15 protein-coding genes are annotated in these 16,941 nt (G+C 73.6%); 5 read left to right on the top strand and 10 right to left on the bottom strand.

The window, feature by feature from the left end; all coding sequences use genetic code 11:
• The first annotated feature begins 71 nt into the window (after nt 1-71).
• The gene (locus tag NDAS_RS10260; protein ID WP_013153107.1) at nt 72-785 is read left to right on the top strand and encodes a sensor domain-containing protein; all 714 of its coding nucleotides are present in this window, start codon (nt 72-74) and stop codon (nt 783-785) included.
• Between the two features lie 80 nt (nt 786-865).
• Here NDAS_RS10260 and NDAS_RS10255 read toward each other — a convergent pair whose 3' ends face one another.
• Nucleotides 866-1,729: a LysR family transcriptional regulator gene (locus NDAS_RS10255; RefSeq protein WP_041552654.1), complete on the bottom strand. Its 864-nt coding sequence runs from the start codon at nt 1,727-1,729 to the stop codon at nt 866-868.
• Between the two features lie 68 nt (nt 1,730-1,797).
• Here NDAS_RS10255 and NDAS_RS10250 point away from each other — a divergent pair, with 68 nt between their 5' ends.
• The gene (locus tag NDAS_RS10250) at nt 1,798-2,781 is read left to right on the top strand and encodes an EamA family transporter (protein ID WP_013153105.1); all 984 of its coding nucleotides are present in this window, start codon (nt 1,798-1,800) and stop codon (nt 2,779-2,781) included.
• Here NDAS_RS10250 and NDAS_RS10245 read toward each other — a convergent pair.
• The gene (locus NDAS_RS10245) at nt 2,778-3,722 is read right to left on the bottom strand and encodes a DUF3592 domain-containing protein (RefSeq protein ID WP_013153104.1); all 945 of its coding nucleotides are present in this window, start codon (nt 3,720-3,722) and stop codon (nt 2,778-2,780) included. The two genes, NDAS_RS10250 and NDAS_RS10245, sit on opposite strands and share 4 nt — an antisense overlap.
• A gap of 208 nt (nt 3,723-3,930) precedes the next feature.
• Here NDAS_RS10245 and NDAS_RS10240 point away from each other — a divergent pair, with 208 nt between their 5' ends.
• Nucleotides 3,931-5,829 carry an ABC transporter ATP-binding protein gene (locus tag NDAS_RS10240; protein WP_013153103.1) on the top strand — a complete coding sequence of 633 codons (1,899 nt, stop codon included), beginning with the start codon at nt 3,931-3,933 and terminating at the stop codon, nt 5,827-5,829.
• Between the two features lie 181 nt (nt 5,830-6,010).
• Here NDAS_RS10240 and NDAS_RS10235 read toward each other — a convergent pair whose 3' ends face one another.
• The 5 genes from NDAS_RS10235 to NDAS_RS10215 all read right to left on the bottom strand — a co-directional run bounded on the left by NDAS_RS10235 (nt 6,011) and on the right by NDAS_RS10215 (nt 9,816).
• Nucleotides 6,011-6,565, bottom strand: coding sequence for a sugar O-acetyltransferase (locus tag NDAS_RS10235; RefSeq protein ID WP_041552650.1), 555 nt, complete (start codon nt 6,563-6,565; stop codon nt 6,011-6,013).
• Nucleotides 6,566-6,662: 97 nt separating this feature from the next.
• Nucleotides 6,663-7,853, bottom strand: a complete 1,191-nt coding sequence (locus NDAS_RS10230; protein WP_013153101.1) for an acyltransferase family protein — start codon at nt 7,851-7,853, stop codon at nt 6,663-6,665.
• A gap of 10 nt (nt 7,854-7,863) precedes the next feature.
• Nucleotides 7,864-8,505 (bottom strand): TetR/AcrR family transcriptional regulator, encoded by a 642-nt coding sequence (locus NDAS_RS10225; protein WP_013153100.1) that lies wholly within the window; start codon nt 8,503-8,505, stop codon nt 7,864-7,866.
• A 265-nt stretch (nt 8,506-8,770) separates the two neighbouring features.
• On the bottom strand, nt 8,771-9,232 hold the full coding sequence (locus NDAS_RS10220; protein WP_013153099.1) for a VOC family protein: 462 nt from the start codon (nt 9,230-9,232) through the stop codon (nt 8,771-8,773).
• Nucleotides 9,229-9,816, bottom strand: coding sequence for a DinB family protein (locus NDAS_RS10215; RefSeq protein WP_013153098.1), 588 nt, complete (start codon nt 9,814-9,816; stop codon nt 9,229-9,231). Before NDAS_RS10215 ends, NDAS_RS10220 begins: the two co-directional genes overlap by 4 nt.
• Before the next feature lie 62 nt (nt 9,817-9,878).
• Here NDAS_RS10215 and NDAS_RS10210 point away from each other — a divergent pair, with 62 nt between their 5' ends.
• Entirely contained in the window at nt 9,879-10,892 is a 1,014-nt protein-coding gene (locus NDAS_RS10210) for a helix-turn-helix transcriptional regulator (RefSeq protein WP_013153097.1), read from the top strand.
• 366 nt (nt 10,893-11,258) lie between these two features.
• Here the strand turns inward: NDAS_RS10210 and NDAS_RS10205 are convergent, their stop codons facing one another.
• From NDAS_RS10205 to NDAS_RS10195, 3 genes are all read right to left on the bottom strand, one after another.
• Nucleotides 11,259-12,704, bottom strand: a complete 1,446-nt coding sequence (locus NDAS_RS10205) for a DUF6297 family protein (RefSeq protein ID WP_126624981.1) — start codon at nt 12,702-12,704, stop codon at nt 11,259-11,261.
• Nucleotides 12,705-12,760: 56 nt separating this feature from the next.
• Complete coding sequence (gene ccmA, locus NDAS_RS10200; RefSeq protein ID WP_013153095.1) at nt 12,761-13,378, bottom strand: heme ABC exporter ATP-binding protein CcmA; 618 nt, start codon at nt 13,376-13,378, stop codon at nt 12,761-12,763.
• Between the two features lie 338 nt (nt 13,379-13,716).
• Nucleotides 13,717-15,987 (bottom strand): ATP-binding cassette domain-containing protein, encoded by a 2,271-nt coding sequence (locus NDAS_RS10195; protein ID WP_013153094.1) that lies wholly within the window; start codon nt 15,985-15,987, stop codon nt 13,717-13,719.
• Nucleotides 15,988-16,060: 73 nt separating this feature from the next.
• Between NDAS_RS10195 and NDAS_RS10190 the strand changes: the two genes are divergently transcribed.
• Nucleotides 16,061-16,861, top strand: coding sequence for a TetR/AcrR family transcriptional regulator (locus tag NDAS_RS10190; RefSeq protein WP_013153093.1), 801 nt, complete (start codon nt 16,061-16,063; stop codon nt 16,859-16,861).
• Nucleotides 16,862-16,941 lie beyond the last annotated feature (80 nt).

The following is a 16,941-nucleotide window of genomic DNA, read 5'->3' as shown; positions in this document are numbered from 1 at the left end:
AGCCAGCACCACCCCCGGTCCGCACCCGTACCGCCCTGACTCCGGGCCCGGCCGGGCGTAACTTCGGGGCCATGGACACGACCCGCAACGCCGTCGCCCGGCTCCTGGCCGACACCCGCCACATCCTCCTGGGCCTGCCGTTGGCCCTCATCGCCTTCGTGGTCGTCCTGACGGGCCTGGCCGCCGGGGCGGGCACCGCCGTCGTCATGGCGGGCCTGTTCCTGATGACGGGCACCCTGTACGCCGCACGCGGGTTCGCCCACGTCGAACGCGTCCGCCTGGCCGACCTGGGCCGCCGACCGGTGGCGCGCCGCCCCTACCGCTCCCCCGCCCCCGGGTCCGGTCCCCTGCGCCGGGCCCTGACCCCGCTGACCTGCCCGCAGAGCTGGCTGGACGCCCTGCACGCGCTGGTGCTCCCGCCCGTGGCCGCGGTCGGCTTCTGCCTCACCGCCACCTGGTGGGCGGGCGCCCTGGCCGGGCTGCTCCAACCGCTGTGGGGCTGGTCGCTGTACACCATCCCCGGCTACACCGACGTGGGCACCTACCTGCTGCCCGCGTACCCGGTGCTGGCGACCACGGCGGCGCACATGCTCGCCGGGGTGCTGTTCGCCCTCACCCTGCCCCTGGTGGCGCGCGCCTGTGCCCACACCCGGGCCACGCTCGGCCGGGCCCTGCTGCTGGCCCCCGAGGACCCCTGCGTGGGCGTGTACACCGCGGCGCCGCGCCAGGAGGAGACCGCGCGGCCGCACGGCCGGAACACCGAGCCCGTGGTCACGGGCGTGTGAGGCCCGCCGCCCGGCGCACCCCCGCCGCCCGCCCCGTGGGTCGGGCGGCGGCGCCGGACGGTGCCGCGTGACCGTGCCGTTCAGGACCGCCTCCGCTCCCCGTACAGCTCCGAGAGCAGTGCCACGGCCGCGAAGGTGGCCGGGTGCGGGTCGTGGCGCCGCCAGAGCACCCGGACCGGGACGCGCGGGGCGTCGCCCACCAGGCGGAAGGCGATGCCGTCGCGTCGGTACTGGGTCACGGTGCTCTCCGCGGTGATCCCGACGCTGCGCCCGGTCGCGATCCCGGCCAGCCAGTCGTCGATGTCGTTGACGTGCTCCAGGGCCGGGCGCGCCCGCTCGGGCCACAGCTCGGCGGTGGTGGTGCCCGTGCGGCGGTCGGTGAGCACGTGGCGTTCGGCGATCTCGGCCAGGCGGATGGAGCGGCGTCGGGCCCAGGGGTCGTCGGAGGCCATCGCGCAGTAACGGCGCTCCCAGCCGACCAGAGCGCTGTCGAAGCGGCGTTCGTCGAAGGCGGCGCGGACCACGGCCAGGTCGCACAGTCCCTCCGCCAGCCCTCCGGTGGGCGAGTTGGTCCGCACCAGGTGCAGGTCCACGTCGGGGTGGCGGGCTGCCCAGAGCCGCTGGAACTCGGCGGTGTGGCGGCCCACGGCCGACCACGCGTGCCCCAGGCGCAGGCGGCTGTGCCCGGTGCTGGCCTCGCGCACCAGGTTGTCGGCCTCGGCCAGCACCGCCCGTGCCCGGGCCAGGACCTGCACGCCCGCCGTGGTGGGGGCCACGTCGCGGCTGGTGCGGTGCAGCAGTCGCACGCCCAGGAAGCGTTCCAGGGCGGCGAGGTTGCGCGAGACGGCCGCCTGGGAGGTGCCCAGTTCGAGGGCGGCGTCGGTGAAGCTCCCGGTGTCGACGATGGCGACCAGGCAGCGCAGGTGACGCAGCTCCATATCCATACGCACAGCGTATAGACGGCCTTCCACATGCATTTTGCGTATGCGCCGCCGGGTCGCATCCTCGTCCCATGGAGACCTCGACGGGAACGGCACGGCTGACGGCCGCGTCCGGAGCGGACCCGGGCGCCCGCGGGCGTCTGGCCGGGACTCTGGTGATGCTGTGCGGCGGGATGTCCAACCAGCTGGGCGCCTCCACGGCCGCGCTGGCCTTTCCGGTGATCGGCCCGGCCGGTGTGGTGGCCGTGCGCCAGTGGGTCGCGGGACTGGTGCTGATGTCGCTGGGGCGCCCCCGGCTGCGCTCCCTGACCTGGCCGCAGTGGTGGCCGGTGCTGTCCATGGCCGTGGTCTTCGCGACCATGAACCTGACCCTGTACCTCGCCGTCGACCGGATCGGTCTGGGCCTGGCCGTGACCCTGGAGTTCCTCGGCCCCCTGGCCGTGGCGCTGGCCGCCTCGCGCCGGTGGGTGGACCTGGGGTGCGCCCTGGCGGCCGGGGGCGCGGTGGCGGTGCTGATGCGCCCGCAGCCCAGCAGCGACCACCTGGGCATGGCGCTGGCCCTGGTGGCCGCCGCCTGCTGGGCCGGTTACATCCTGCTCAACCGCACGGTGGGGCGGAGGGTGGCGGGCATCGAGGGCTCGGCCGCGGCCGCCGGGGTCTCCGCGCTGCTGTTCGTGCCGGTCGGGGCGTGGGTGCTGGCGCACCACCCGCCCACGCCCGCGGCCCTGGCCTGTGCCGCGGCGGCGGGGGTGCTGTCCTCGACCGTCCCGTTCCTGGGGGACCTGTTCGCCCTGCGCCGTGTCCCGGCCCGCTTCTTCGGCCTGTTCATGAGCGTGCACCCGGTGATGGCCGCCCTGGCGGGGCTGGTGGTGCTGGGCCAGGAGCTGGACGGTCCGGACTGGGCGGCGATCGGGGCGGTGGTGGCCGCCAACGCCGTCAGCGCCCTGACCGCGGGGCGCGCCAGGAGGCCCCTCCCCCGGCGCGGCCGTCCGGCGGGGGCCGGGCGGCCGCGCCGCTCGGGGCGGGACGGCTCACGGAACCACTCGCCTGGCTAGAGGGAACCCGACAGCAGGAGCATGAGGCCGACGAACGTTCCGATGAGGACGAAGCCCAGGCCGACGACGACCATGACCGCGCCGGGTCCGCACCCCCAGCGGTGGGCTTCGGGCACGGAGAAGCGCGCCGGGGCCCCGGGGTCGTACCTGACCCGCGCGCTCTGCCCCGCGACGGGGCGGTAGGAGGTGCTGGAGCGGCGGTAACGGCGGTGCACCTCGCGCCCGTCACCGGCCGAGAAGTGCACGGTGAACGGGTGGGTGTACACGCGGCGGCGGTTCACCGTGGCGTTGCTGGCCTCCCGCCAGGAGTCGGTGACGGTCCCGTCGGCCTCCCCGGTGTAGCCCCGGCCGCCCGCGCGGTCGCGCACCGCGGACACGGTCGCGGAGAGGAGCATGCCGAGGCCGACGACGGTGAACAGGAACGGCAGGTAGCGCAGGAGACCACCGCCGTTCCCGCCGGCCAGGGACAGCGTGACGACGACCGCGGTGAAGACGGGCACGGCGAGCATCGTCAGGAGCGCGGCGGCGATCGCCTTCGCGCCGCCGGGGCGGTGCCCGAGGCGGACCGGGTAGTGCTCGGACGCCGAGCCGGGCAGGGCGGCGCTCTCCACCCGGACGAGCCGCGGGTCGTCGGCCGAGTGCAGGAGTTCGACCGGGGTGCCCTCGCGGACGAGGTATCCGCCCAGTCCCGAGGTGTCGACCGCCTCCCGCTCCCGGCCGTCGGCGTCGCGGAAGGCCACGGTGACGGTGTGGCCGTGGGGACTCCGGGTAAGGGGGTGCACCGATGTGACGACTCCCCGCACGCGCACGCCGGTCCGGTCCAGGAGTCGGGCGTCGCGCCGGACCCTCAGGGCCGCCGACAGGTCCTTGGAGCCGGAGTGGACCGAGTACACGGAGAAGAGGGCCAGGATGAGGAGCGCGAGGAGTCCTTGGGGGTCCACCGGGCCGTTCTACCAGAGCGCCGGCGGCCGGAGAAGAGGTGTACGGGGACCGGATCCGGCCACCGCAGCCGGTGCACGGGTGTCGGCCGCGGGTGTCCCGTTCCCCCGCGCAGCGGTCCCCGGGCGGTGGTGGGCGGGAGTTTGACCTCAACATTTGTTGAGGTTCTACGGTTCAAGTCACCAACTCCGACAGATCCGGTGGACGACCATGAGTATGGAAATGGCCGCGTGGACCTCCATGTACCACGCCATGCACGCCCGCGAGGACCAGCGACCCTTCTCCCTGCCCGTCCTGCGCCGGATCGCCTCCTTCGCGCGTCCCCACGCGCGCCAGCTGGCCTGGTTCACGGCCCTGAGCGTGGTCACCGCCGCCCTGACCGTGGCCTCCCCGCTCCTGGCCGGACGGGTCGTCACCGCCATCACCGAGGGCGGCCCGCTGGAACCCGTGCTGTTCCTGGCCGGGCTCATCGCCGCCGTCGCGGTCCTCGAAGCCGCCCTGGGGCTGGTGGTGCGCTGGCTCTCCTCCCGGGTCGGCGAGGGGCTCATCCTGGACCTGCGCACCACCGTCTACGACCACGTCCAGCGCATGCCGGTCGCCTTCTTCACCCGCACCCGCACCGGCGCCCTGGTCAGCCGCCTCAACAACGACGTCATCGGCGCCCAGCGCGCCTTCAGCGACGTGCTCTCCGGGGTGCTCAGCAACCTGGTCACCCTGGTCCTGGCCCTGGCCGTCATGCTCGCCCTGTCCTGGCAGATCACCCTGCTCGCGCTCGTGCTGCTGCCGCTGTTCGTGGTGCCCGCCCGCCGCATGGGCGCGCGCCTGGCCAGGATCGAGCGCGAGCGCACCGTCCACAACGCGGCCATGGGCACCCAGATGACCGAACGCTTCTCGGCTCCCGGCGCCACCCTGGTCAAACTCTTCGGCCGCCCCGAGGAGGAGTCGGCCGAGTTCGCCCGCCGCGCCGGACGGGTCCGCGACATCGGCGTGCGCACCGCGATGGTCCAGGAGGTCTTCTTCACCGCCCTGACCCTGGTCTCCGCGCTCGCCCTGGCCCTGGTCTACGGCCTGGGCGGCTTCTACGCCCTGACCGGCCGCCTGGACGCGGGCACGGTGGTGTCCATGGGCATGCTCCTCACCCGCCTGTACGCCCCGCTCACCTCCCTGGCCAGCGCCCGGGTGGAGGTGATGAGCGCGCTGGTCAGCTTCAGCCGGGTCTTCGAGGTCCTGGACCTGCGGCCCCTGGTGGAGGAGAGGGAGGAGGCCCGCGAGGTCCCCGCCGGGCCCGTGTCGGTGGAGTTCGACGACGTCTCCTTCGCCTACCCCTCCGCGGACAGGGTGTCGCTGGCCTCCCTGGAGGAGGTCGCCGTCCTGGACACCGCCGAGCAGCGCGAGGTCCTGCACGGGGTGTCCTTCCGGATCGAACCCGGGCAGACGGTCGCCCTGGTGGGCTCCTCCGGCGCGGGCAAGTCCACCATCGCCCAGCTGGCCCCGCGCCTGTACGACGTGGACTCGGGCGCCGTGCGCCTGGCGGGGGTGGACGTGCGCGACCTGTCCTTCGCCTCCGTGCGCGCCACCCTGGGCATGGTCACCCAGGACGGGCACCTGTTCCACGAGACCGTGCGCGCCAACCTGTCGCTGGCCCGGCCCGGGGCCACGGAGGAGGAACTGTGGGACGCGCTGCGCCGCGCCCGCCTGGACCAGCTCGTCGCCGCCCTGCCCGACGGTCTGGACACGGTGGTCGGCGAGCGCGGGTACCGCTTCTCCGGCGGTGAGCGCCAGCGCCTGACCATCGCCCGCCTGCTGGTGGCCGGACCCGAGGTGGTCATCCTCGACGAGGCCACCTCGGCCCTGGACTCCACCTCCGAGGCCGCGGTGCAGGCCGCCCTGGCCGAGGCGCTGGAGGGGCGGACCGCGCTGGTCATCGCCCACCGGCTCTCCACCGTCCGCGCCGCCGACGCCATCCTGGTCGTGGAGGCCGGACGGATCGTGGAGCGCGGCACCCACACCGAACTGCTGGCACGGGGCGGCCGCTACGCCGAGCTGTACCGGACCCAGTTCGCCGCTGACGACCCCGCGGGGGTCTCCGCCGGACAGGCGGTGTCCTAGAGGAGTTGCGGGGGAAGGCCCGGACGGAGCCTTCCCCCTCCTTCGGGCGGGCGCCCCGAAAAGGGGCCGACTTCCGCCGCCGCAGACCCCGTCCCCCGGTGGCGCCACACCGGGGGACGGTTCTCCGTGACCGGTCAGCACGCGGGGACGTGCCGGAACCCTCCCCGAGGACGGAAACGGGTCAGATGTGGCGCACCACGCGGGCCGGGTTGCCGACGGCCACCACGTTGGCGGGCAGGTCGCGCACGACCACCGCCCCGGCGCCCACCACGGTGTTCTCCCCGATCGTCACACCCGGGCAGACGATGACCCCGCCGCCCAGCCACACGTTGTCGCCGATGGTGATCGGCTCGGCCGCCTCCCACTTGTCGCGCCGCTGGTCGGGGTCCACCGGGTGGGTGGGGGTGAGCAGCTGGACGTTGGGGCCGATCTGCACGTCCGCGCCGATACTGATCGGGGCCACGTCCAGCATCACCGCGCCGCAGTTGACGAACGTGCGCGCGCCGATGGTGATCATGGAGCCGTAATCCACCCGCAGCGGGGGCCGGACCCAGGCGTCCTCGCCCAGCCCGCCCACGAGGTCGGCCAGGAGTTTCCGGCGGTCCGGGTCGTCCACGGAGGCGTTGTTGAACGCCTCCGCGCGCCTCTCCGCCCGGACGAGGTCGGCCTGGAGTTCGGGGTCGTCCGCCTGGTAGAGCTCACCGGCGAGCATGCGTTCCTTCTGGCTGGTCACCACGGTCCCTTCGTGTCGGTCGCGTTCCGACCCTAGCCCGGCGCACACGCGGGTCGGGGCCCGTCTCCGCGAAATCCGGAGACGGGCCCCGACCGGTCCCTCACAGGATCCGACGCGCTCCGGGAACCGACCGCACGGCGGTGGCCAGCGCCCAGCAGGCCGGGACCGCGAGCGCTCCCATGCCGAGGAACTTCACGAGCGCGCTGGCCTCCCAACCGCTCAGGGCCACACCCAGCCCTACCAGCACCAGCGGGTGCAGGACGTACACGGCGAAGGCGTTGTCGGACAGCCAGCGCGTGAGGCGGTTGCTCCCGCTGGCGAAGCGCCGGAAACCCACCAGCAGCATGAGCATCGCGCCCGTGGCCAGGACGGACTCGGAGGTGATCTGCGCCAGCGCCTGCCAGGTGCCCGACGCGGGCGTGATCTCGCCCAGCAGGACCGTGACCGCCGCTCCCGCCGCCAGACCCGTCAGGGCCAGGGCCGCGCCCCACCACCCGGCGGCGCCGGGCAGCCGGACCAGCCAGTTGCCCCGGTAGGCCAGCACGCCCAGGACGAACAGGGTGACGTACTGGGGCAGGAAGCCGGGGCTGGGCAGCCCCACGATCGGCCAGTACGGGGCCGGGGCCAGGTAGCGCCAGGCGAAGGTGACCAGTGCCAGGCCCAGGGTGAGGGCCGCGACGGGCACGGCCCAGCGCAGCGGAGCGGTGTCGGCGGGCCGCGCGGGGGGCTCGACCGCCGCGCCCGTCTGCCGGGCGCGGCGCTCGCGCAGGCTCCGCACGGCCACGTAGGCCAGGGTCATGACCAGCAGGACCTCCACGAACCACATGGGCCCGGGGTCGTAGGTCACGATCAGGAACAGCCAGAACGGCAGCTCGCCGCCCTCGGCCGCGAACATCTCGACGGCGGGCCCGTAGTTGGGGATCATCAGGAACGGGCGGACCAGCAGCACGAACAGCAGGAAGGGCGCCCCCAGGCGCACCAGGCGCTCGCGGACCAGCCCGCGCCCGCCCCGGCGGTCGGCCGCTCCGGGCACGAAGTAGCCCGCGAGCAGGAAGAACAGTCCCATGAAGTAGGTCTGGTTGAGGAAGACGAACAGGTCCAGAAGGCCGCCGGAGGGGTCCTGGGCCGGTTCGAGGTAGAACCACACCGGGATGTTGCCGTAGGTGAGCGCGACGTGGTGCAGGACGACCAGCACGGTCAGCGCGACCCGCAGGTTGTCGACGTGGTGCAGGCGCCCGCGCGCGGGCGGCGCGGGGTCCGGGAGGAGGGGTGGGCTGGCGTGCTGCGTCATGGTGTCCTCGTCAGTCGTTCGGGGGTGGGGAGCGGTCGGCGCGGGTGGCGCGCACGAGCAGTTCGCCCAGCTCGCGGGCGTGCGCCATGAGGTCGTGGCCGGGGTGGGCGCTCCAGTAGGCGAACATCGCGTCGATAGCCGTCTGCTGGGTCACCGCCATCACCCGCACGTCGAAGTCGCGGAACTCGCCGCTCTCCTGTCCGGACCGGTACAGGCCCTCCAGGGACTCGTAGAGCACGTCGGACTCCGCCGCCCCGTAGCGCGGGGAGCCGTCCGCCTTGCGCGCGTGGGTGAAGATCTGCGCCAGCGTGGCCATGCGCTCGGGGTGGGACAGCGCGTACTCGGCCACGCCGCGCACGTGGGCCCGCAGCATGTCGGCGGCGTTGGTCTGCTCCAGCATCCCGGGGAGGACGGACTCGGCGATCTCGGTGTAGACGTCGGTCACCACCTGGTCCATGAGCTCGTCCTTTCCGGCGAAGTGGTAGGAGATCACGCCCTTGCTGATCCCGGCCGTGCGCGCGATCCGCGCCAGGGAGGCGTTGGGGTAGCCCACCTCGGCGATGGTCTCGACCGCCGCCGAGGTGATCTGCGCTCTGCGGGCCTCCTCGATGAAGGACCGCTTCTGTCCGCCTGGTTCGTTTTTTGACCGCATGGCCAGAATCTAGCACGCACGGTCAGGAAACTATCGGGGATGTCCCTGACCCGACCCCGGACCGCCACCCACCCCTCCCGGGGCCCGTCCCTGTTCCCTCCTCCGGGGCGTGCAGGGCGACGAGCGCACCACTGAGGGCACTGCTTGGCACGTCACCCGCTGGTGACAGCCCCGTGGCCTCCCGTGCGGCGTGCGGATAACACCGCGGGGACACACAAGGGTGCCCGCGCCCCCGGAGGGACACGGGCACCACGGCCGGAGGGCCTCAGTCCAGGCAGAACTCGTTGCCCTCGGGGTCGGCCATCACGATGAAGCCGGTCTCCATGGGCGGCTCCGGCTCGTGGCGGCGCACCCTCGTCGCCCCCAGCGCCAGAAGTCGCGCGCACTCGGCCTCCAGCGCCGCCATCCGCTCCTCCCCCCGCAGCCCGGGCGCCACGCGCACGTCGAGGTGGAGGCGGTTCTTGACCACCTTGTCCTCCGGCACCCGCTGGAAGAACAGCCGGGGGCCGCGCCCCTCGGGGTCCTCGATGGCCGACCTCGTGTTGCGCTGGTCCTCGGGCACGCCCACCTGCTCCAGGAAGGCGTCCCACGCGGCCAGCGGATCGGCGCCCTCGGGCAGGTCGGCCCCGGGCGGCCCGGGGTGGACGTAGCCCAGCACGTCGCGCCAGAAGGACGACAGCGCCCGGGGATCGTGTGTGTCGAAGGTGATCTGGACGTCGAGGCTCATCGGTTCGCTCCGTTCGCGGCTGCCGCCGTGTGCAGGTGGAGGTCGCGCAGCAGGCAGACCTCGGACAGATGATGGATCAGCTCGCGGTGGATGTGCAGCACCAGGTCCGCCATGGGTGCCTCGGGGTAGGGCTCCTTGGCGCCGACCGGGGTCCGCAGCGCGGCCGCGTCCAGGTCGCGCACCCCGGCGAGCCACACGTCGACCTGGGTCTGGAGCTGGTCGAGCGCGTCGGACGCGTTTCCGGCGTACTCCCACGTCTCGTACGAGGCCGCCGGTGCGCCGAAGTGCGACGCGTTGCGCATGGCGAGCACGCCGACGATGACGTGGCCGAGCCGCCAGGCGATCGTGGTGAAGGGCGCGGGGTCCGGCTCCGGGAAGGCGAAGTCGATCGTGAAGTCCCCCGAACCCGCCTGCACGGGCGCCGTCGAACCGCCGCGCGGCCACACGCTCCAGCAGTCCGGCACCGGTGACCAGAAGTACTCGTCGTCGGTGAGGCCCTCCAGGCGGGGCCGGATGTGGTGGTTCCAGTGGAACTCCCACTGCTCGCGCAGGGTCTGGTTCCAGTCGGGTTCTGTGGTGTCCATGCGGCCACTCTGGCACCACTGGCGGACAGGATCGGTCCGCTATCTCTGACAGTGTGGACCGCATGGACACGGCAGGCGCAGACGAACGCGGTACGACGGAACGGGTGCTCACGCTGCTCGGACTGTTGCAGCGGCGCCGGGTCTGGACCGGCCCCGAACTCGCCGACCGGCTCGGGGTCACGCCGCGCACGGTGCGGCGCGACGTCGACCGCCTGCGCGCGCTCGGCTATCCGGTACACGCCAGCCAGGGGGTCGGCGGGGGCTACCAGCTCGGTCCGGGCAAGGATCTGCCGCCGCTGCTGCTGGACGACGAGGAGGCGATCGCCACCGTGGTCTCGCTGCTCGCCGGAGCGGGCGGCGCGGACGGTGCGGAAGGCGGCGCGGGCGACGCCGCGCTGCGGGCGCTGACCAAGCTCGACCGGGTGCTGCCCACCCGGTTGCGCGACGAGGTGCGCGCGCTCTCCGGTTCGGTGGAGTCCTTCGGCCCGGGCCGCGTGCCGGTCGATCCCGAGGTGCTCATGACGCTGGCCCGGGCCTGCCGCGACGGGGTCGAGGCCGGTTTCGACTATCCGTCCGGGAGGGGGGTGCGACGGCGGCGGGTCGAGCCCCACCGCCTGGTCGCCTCCGAACGGCGCTGGTACCTGCTCGCCTACGACCTGGACCGCGACGACTGGCGCAGCTTCCGCGTGGACCGGATGACCGCCGTGGTCGCGCGGACCTGGCGCTTCCACCCCCGTGCGGCCCCCGACGCGGCGGCGTACGTGCAGGAGGGCGTGGCCAGCCGGGTCTACCCGCGCCGGGCGCGCTTCCTCGTACACGCGTCGGCCGAGACGGTGCGCGCGCAGATCCCCGCGTCGGCGGCGGTCGTGCGGGGCCGGGGCGACGGGCGATGCGAGGTGGTCAGCGGCGGCCACGACCTCGACTTCGTGCTCATGCACGTGCTCCTGTTGGGCCACGACTTCGAGGTGCTCGACCCGCCGGAGCTGGCGGGACGCTGCCGCGTGCTGGCGCGAAGGCTGCTGTCGGCCGGCGCGGCGGACCCGGCCGAGCCGGGCGGCGAGGAACCCGAACCCTGAGCGGCCGACCGCGAGGGGAACGGCCCCGCTCCCACGACCCGACCACGTTCCCCCGCGCGCCCCGGGGCGGCACAGCAGGCCGCGCGTGCCCCGGTCCCGCGTCCCCCTCCGAGCCTGGGGGCGGCGAGAAGGTGGTCTGCGCCCGGCCCTGACCCGTCCGCATCCGCAGCAGGCGGCCTGTGTCTTGCTCTCGCGCCTCCATCCGCGTCTGAGGCCGCGGGTGACGAAAGGCGTATACAGCGGACTGGCCCCTACGCACGTCTCTGGACGGCGCGGCAGGCCGCGCGTGCCCCGATCCCGCATCTCCCCCCGCATCCGGGGTCTGCGCCTCAGCGGGGACCCGACCGCCTTCTCCGGTACGCGTGTCTACCCGCGTCTCGGAGCGGCGCAGTAGGCCGCCAGCACCACCGCGCCCCACACCGCCTGCGCCGCGAGCAGCGGCCCGGTCACCCCGGTGGCGAACGCCAGGAGCGCGGGCAGGCATCCGAGCACGGCGATGTCGGCGCCGGTCAGCGCCCACACCACCGGCCCCAACGGCACCGGGCCCAGGGGCGTGTCCACGACGGGCATCGTGTGCTCGACGGGTCGGCGCCGCGCCAGCCGCAGTGCCCCCGCCGCCAGCGCCGGGGCGCACAGCAGTCCCAGCGGCCACAAGAGCCCCCCAGAACCAGCGAGGTCCAGTCCGACCAGCGCGAGGGTCAGCCACAGGCCGCCGAGCAGGGCGGGCAGCACCGCCCTCGCCGCCAGGAGCGCGCGCGGACCGGTGCCCAGCAACCGCGCCAGCGCCGCGTCCCCGGCGTCCCGGCGCGCCCCCGCGGTGCCCGTCGCGGCGACCGCCAGCGCGCCCACGGCGAGGACGACCAGCGCGCCCGTCTCCCCGGCGCCCGCACGGGCGGCCAGCACGGGCAGAACGGTCGCCGCCGCCACCAGCGCCAGGATCCCCGGTCGTCGCGCCAGCCGCCGCCAGTCCAGCCAGGCCACCGCCGCCGCACCGCGCAGCCGTGACGGCCACGCCCGCGAGCGCAGCACGCGTGAGCGCCAGTGCGCGTCCTCGGCGATCCAGGACAGCGAACCCGGGTCCATGACCATGAGCGCGCCCGCCGCGAGTTCCGCCCTGGACGAGGCCTCCAGGACAGCGCGGGCCGGGATGCGCGCCAGTGCCCGCCAGGCCCGCCACGCCAGGGCGGCGGCCACCCCGGCCGAAGCGCACGCCGCCGCGCCCCACGCCGACACGGGAGCCGACGCGATGCCCACGAGCACCCCGCGCCCCGGGCCCGCGCCCATCACCGTCGCGGCGGCCGCCGCGACGACGAGGGCGACGAGCAGCGCGGTCAGCCGCTCGTCCCAGGGCTGCGACGCCTGCGCCAGCACGGCCGTCGCCGTCCCGCCCATCGTCCACGACACGGCCAGGACCACGGACGCCAGCAGCCGGAGCGCCAGGGCGTCGGGGGCGCCGAGCGCGCTCAGCAGCGCCAGGCCGAACACCGCGCCGACCACGGCGCACACCACGGCCATGACCAGCAGGGCAGGGGCCAGCACCCCGCGGCGCGGCAGCGGCGAGAGCACCAGCCACGCCGCGTCCGCCGCCGACACCGCCACCGGCCCGACCGCGCGCGCCAGCCTCAGGGAGGCCGCCAGCAGCAGCGCGACCAGCGCCAGGCCCGCACCCGCACGCGCCGGATCGACCGCGTCGGGCACGGCCGCCACCGCGCGTCCGATCACCGGGGACACCGTCACCACCAGCAGCCCCAGGGCCAGCAGGATGACGTAGCGGTCGGACCAGCTGCGGTGTCGGCGGTTCCGGGCCCGCACGAAGGCCCGGACCCGTGTCGCTCCCGTCCACGCCCCTCGTGTCCGCGTGGTCCCGTTCACGCGGCGGCCTCCAGGGCGACGCGGCGGGCGTCCTCGGCGAACCGCGGATCGTGGGTCACCATCACCACCGTGCCGCCGTTCTCGGCGTACTCGGTGAGCAGTTCCGCGAGCCGTCCGCGGAAGGCGGCGTCGAGTCCGCGTTCGGGTTCGTCCAACAGCAGCAACCGGCTCGGCCGCAGCAGCGCCATGGCCAGGGACAGCCGCTGGCGCTGCCCGGTCGAGAGCGAGGACGGGGCCCGGTCCGCGCAGCCGGACAGCTCGAACAGTTCCACGGCCGCCGCTGCCTCCAGCCGTCCGGGGCCGTGTACGGCCCGCATCAGCTCCAGGTGCTCGCGCACGGTCAGTCCCGGGTACCAGGTGGGTTCGTCGCCGACGAGGGCGACCTCGCGCCAGAACCCGGGTTCGTCCACGGGGGGCCGACCCAGCACGCTGACCTCGCCCGCGGTCCGCTGGAGCCCGGCGAGGCAGCGCAGCAGGGTGGTCTTGCCGACGCCGTTGGCGCCGAGCACCGCGACCACCTCCCCGGGCGCGACCGTGAGGTCGACTCCGAGCAGGACCGGGACGCCGCCCAGTTCCACGTCCACGTCACGGGCCACGATGATCGGTTCGCTCACCGGCTCAGCCTAGGACGTGGGCGACGCGCCGGGGCCACTGCGCCCGGCCGCCACCCCGCTGCCAGTCCGTTTCCGTTCCCGAGGCGGGAGCGGCACGGACGCGACCGCGCCACCCCCGCCGGTGCCCGACCGTTTCCGGGGCAGGGATCCGAGGGGACTGGAGTCGCCCGGTCCCGTCGGGGACCACCGAGTCCGTCGGCCGGTCGGGGGGCACGGTACGTCCGTCCCGGCACCGGCTGCGCCGGGACGGACACGGGGACAGCGCCCGGCTGTCCCCGCCGCACGCGAGGGCCCTCAGCACGCGTGTCCGCCGCTCAGGCCCTCCCGGAGAACCTCGGTCAGCGCTCCAGGTAGGCCCGCAGGTGGCGGGCGGTGAGGGTGTCGCCCTCCTTCACCAGCTGGGCGGGGCTGCCCTCGAACACGATCCGGCCGCCGTCGTGCCCGGCGCCCGGACCCAGGTCGATGAGGTGGTCGGCGTGCGCCATCACCGCCTGGTGGTGTTCGATCACGACCACCGTGTTGCCGTCGTCCACCAACCGGTCCAGCAGCGCCAGCAGCCGGTCCACGTCGGCCAGGTGCAGGCCGGTGGTCGGCTCGTCCATCACGTACACCGCCCCGTCGCGGGCCATGTTGATGGCCAGCTTCAGGCGCTGGCGCTCACCGCCCGACAGGGTGGTCAGCGGCTGGCCCAGGCCCAGGTAGCCCAGACCCACGTCGTGCAGCCGGTCCAGGATCGTGCGGGCGTTGCCGCCGGGGAAGAACTCGCGCGCCTCCACCACCGACATCGCCAGCACCTCGCTGATGTCCTTGCCGCGCAGCTTGTGCGTGAGCACCTCGGCCCGGAACCGCTTGCCCTCGCAGTGCTCGCACGGCGAGGAGACCCCGGCCATCATCGCCAGGTCGGTGTAGATGACGCCGGCGCCCTTGCACTCGGGGCAGGCGCCCTCGGAGTTGGCGCTGAACAGCGAGGCCTTGACGTCGTTGGCGCGGGCGAAGGCGGTGCGGATCGGGTCGAGCAGCCCGGTGTAGGTGGCCGGGTTGGAGCGCCGCGACCCCTTGATCGCCGACTGGTCGACCACCACCACGTCCTCGCGCCCGGGCAGGGCGCCGTGGATGAGCGAGCTCTTGCCCGAACCCGCCACGCCGGTGACCACCGTGAGCACCCCGGTGGGGATGTCCACGCTGACGTCCTTCAGATTGTGCGAGTTCGCTCCGGTGATGGAGATGTTTCCCCGGGGTGTGCGCACCCGCTCGCGCAGGGTGGCCCGGTGGTCCAGGTGGTCGCCTGTGAGCGTGCCCGAGGCCCGCAGTCCGGCTACGTCACCGGTGTAGGTGACGTGTCCGCCCGAGGGCCCGGCGCCGGGCCCCAGGTCCACCACGTGGTCGGCGATGGCGATCGTCTCGGGCTTGTGCTCGACCACCAGCACCGTGTTGCCCTTGTCGCGCAGGCTCAGCAGCAGGTTGTTCATCCGCTCGATGTCGTGCGGGTGCAGGCCGGTGGTCGGCTCGTCGAAGACGTAGGTGACGTCGCTGAGGCTGGATCCCAGGTGGCGCACCATCTTGACCCGCTGCGCCTCGCCGCCCGAGAGCGTGCCCGACTCCCGGTCCAGGCTCAGGTAGCCCAGCCCCACCTGCACCAGGGACTCCAGGGTGTGGCCGAGGTTGTCCAGCAGGGGCTTGACCGAGGGCTCGTCCAGGGAGCGCACGAACCCGGCCAGCTCGTCCACCTGCATGGCCGAGCACTCGGTGATGGTGCGCCCGGCGACCCTGACCGCCCGGGCCCGGGCGTTGAGGCGGGCGCCGTCGCACTCGGGGCAGGTGGAGAAGGTCACCGCGCGGTCGGCGAAGGCGCGCACGGCCGTCTGCATCTTCTCGCGGTCCTTGGCCAGGTAGGTGCGCCTGATCTTGGGGACCAGCCCTTCGTAGGAGAAGGAGTTGGTGCCCGCCTTGATCTTGGTGACGGGCAGGTACAGCAGGGTGTGGCGTTCCTGGTCGGTGTAGTCGGCCACCTTCTTGTCGGCGTCCAGCAGGCCCGAGTTGACGAACACCTGCCAGTACCAGCTGCCCACGCCGTAGCCCGGGACGGTGATCGCGCCCTCGTTCAGGGACAGGTCGCGGTCGACGAGTTCGTCCACGTCGATCTGGTTGGTGCGCCCCAGTCCCCCGCACTCACCGCACATGCCCTCGGAGTTGTTGAAGCTGAAGGCGCTGGAGGGTTCCAGGCGCGGGGTGCCGACCCGGCTGAAGACGATCCGCAGCATGGCGGCGGCGTCGGTGGCGGTGCCGACGGTGGAGCGGGAGTTGGCGCCCATCCGCTCCTGGTCGACGATGATCGCCGCGCTGAGGTTGCGCAGGCTGTCCACGTCGGGCCGCCCCATCGTGGGCATGAACGACTGGACGAAGGTCGTGTAGGTCTCGTTGATCAGGCGCTGGGACTCGGCGGCGATCGTTCCGAAGACCAGGGAGGACTTGCCCGAGCCGGACAGGCCGGTGAAGACGCTCAGCCTCCGTTTGGGGATGTCCACCGAGACGTCGGCGAGGTTGTTCTCCCGGGCTCCCCGGACCTGGATGGTGTCGTGGGTGTCCGCTGTGGTGGGGTGGGAAGACACACTGCTCCTCAGGAGTCCTTATGGCGTAAGCTGATGGCTGGAGAACATTAGTTTATGGCGTAAGGAGATGCAAGTGGTGATCTACGCCGGGCAGGGTGACGCCCGTCGCACCATGGAGCTGCTGTGGAGGTCCCGCGACGGGGACGGCGCCCGCACGGCCCCCGGCCCCAAGCCCGAACTCAGCGTGGACCTGGTGGTGGAGACCGCCATCGCCCTCGCCGACGCCGAGGGGATGCAGGCGCTGTCCATGCGCGCGGTGGGCCAGCGCCTGGGGCGCACCGCCATGTCGCTGTACACCTACGTGGCCAGCAAGAACGAACTCGTGGAGCTGATGTACGACCACGTCTTCGCGGAACTGGCCGACGCCGCCGAGGCCGACGCCGAACCAGACTGGCGCACGGCTACGACATCCTGGGCCACCCGGCTGTGGGACTTCTACCTGAGCCACCCCTGGACCCTGGAGGTCTCCCAGGCCCGGCCGGTGCTGGGCCCCAACGAGTACCGGCTGTTCGAGTCGCTGGCCGTGGTGCTGCACCGCGCCGGGCTGGGCCCCACGCAGATCCGCAGCGCCTACGGAAACCTGTTCACCCTCGTGCGCGGACCCGTGCAGATCGCCTCGGAGTCGCGCCGCGCCCCGGAGGTCACGGGTGTGGCCGAGGACGCCTGGTGGTACGAACGCTCCGCGCAGCTGGAACGGGTCGCCCCGGACTTCGACCGGCGCTTCCCTGTGCTGACCCTGATGTCGGAGCAGGGGGCGTTCAGCAACGAGAACCAGAATGAGCCCTACCTGGAGCAGGAGGCGTGGGAGACCTTCCTGTTCGGGCTCAACGCCCTGCTGGACGGGCTCCAGACCAGCCTCGGCCCGCGCGGGTGAGCCCGCCGGTCACCCGTCGCGGAAGGTGGACGGGGGCGACCGGCACGGCCGGGATCGGGGGACCACCAGGAAGGCGGCCA

Origin of the sequence: Nocardiopsis dassonvillei subsp. dassonvillei DSM 43111 (genome assembly GCF_000092985.1) — a bacterium.
GTDB lineage: Bacteria > Actinomycetota > Actinomycetes > Streptosporangiales > Streptosporangiaceae > Nocardiopsis > Nocardiopsis dassonvillei.
This window is presented reverse-complemented; position numbering and strand designations above follow the sequence as displayed.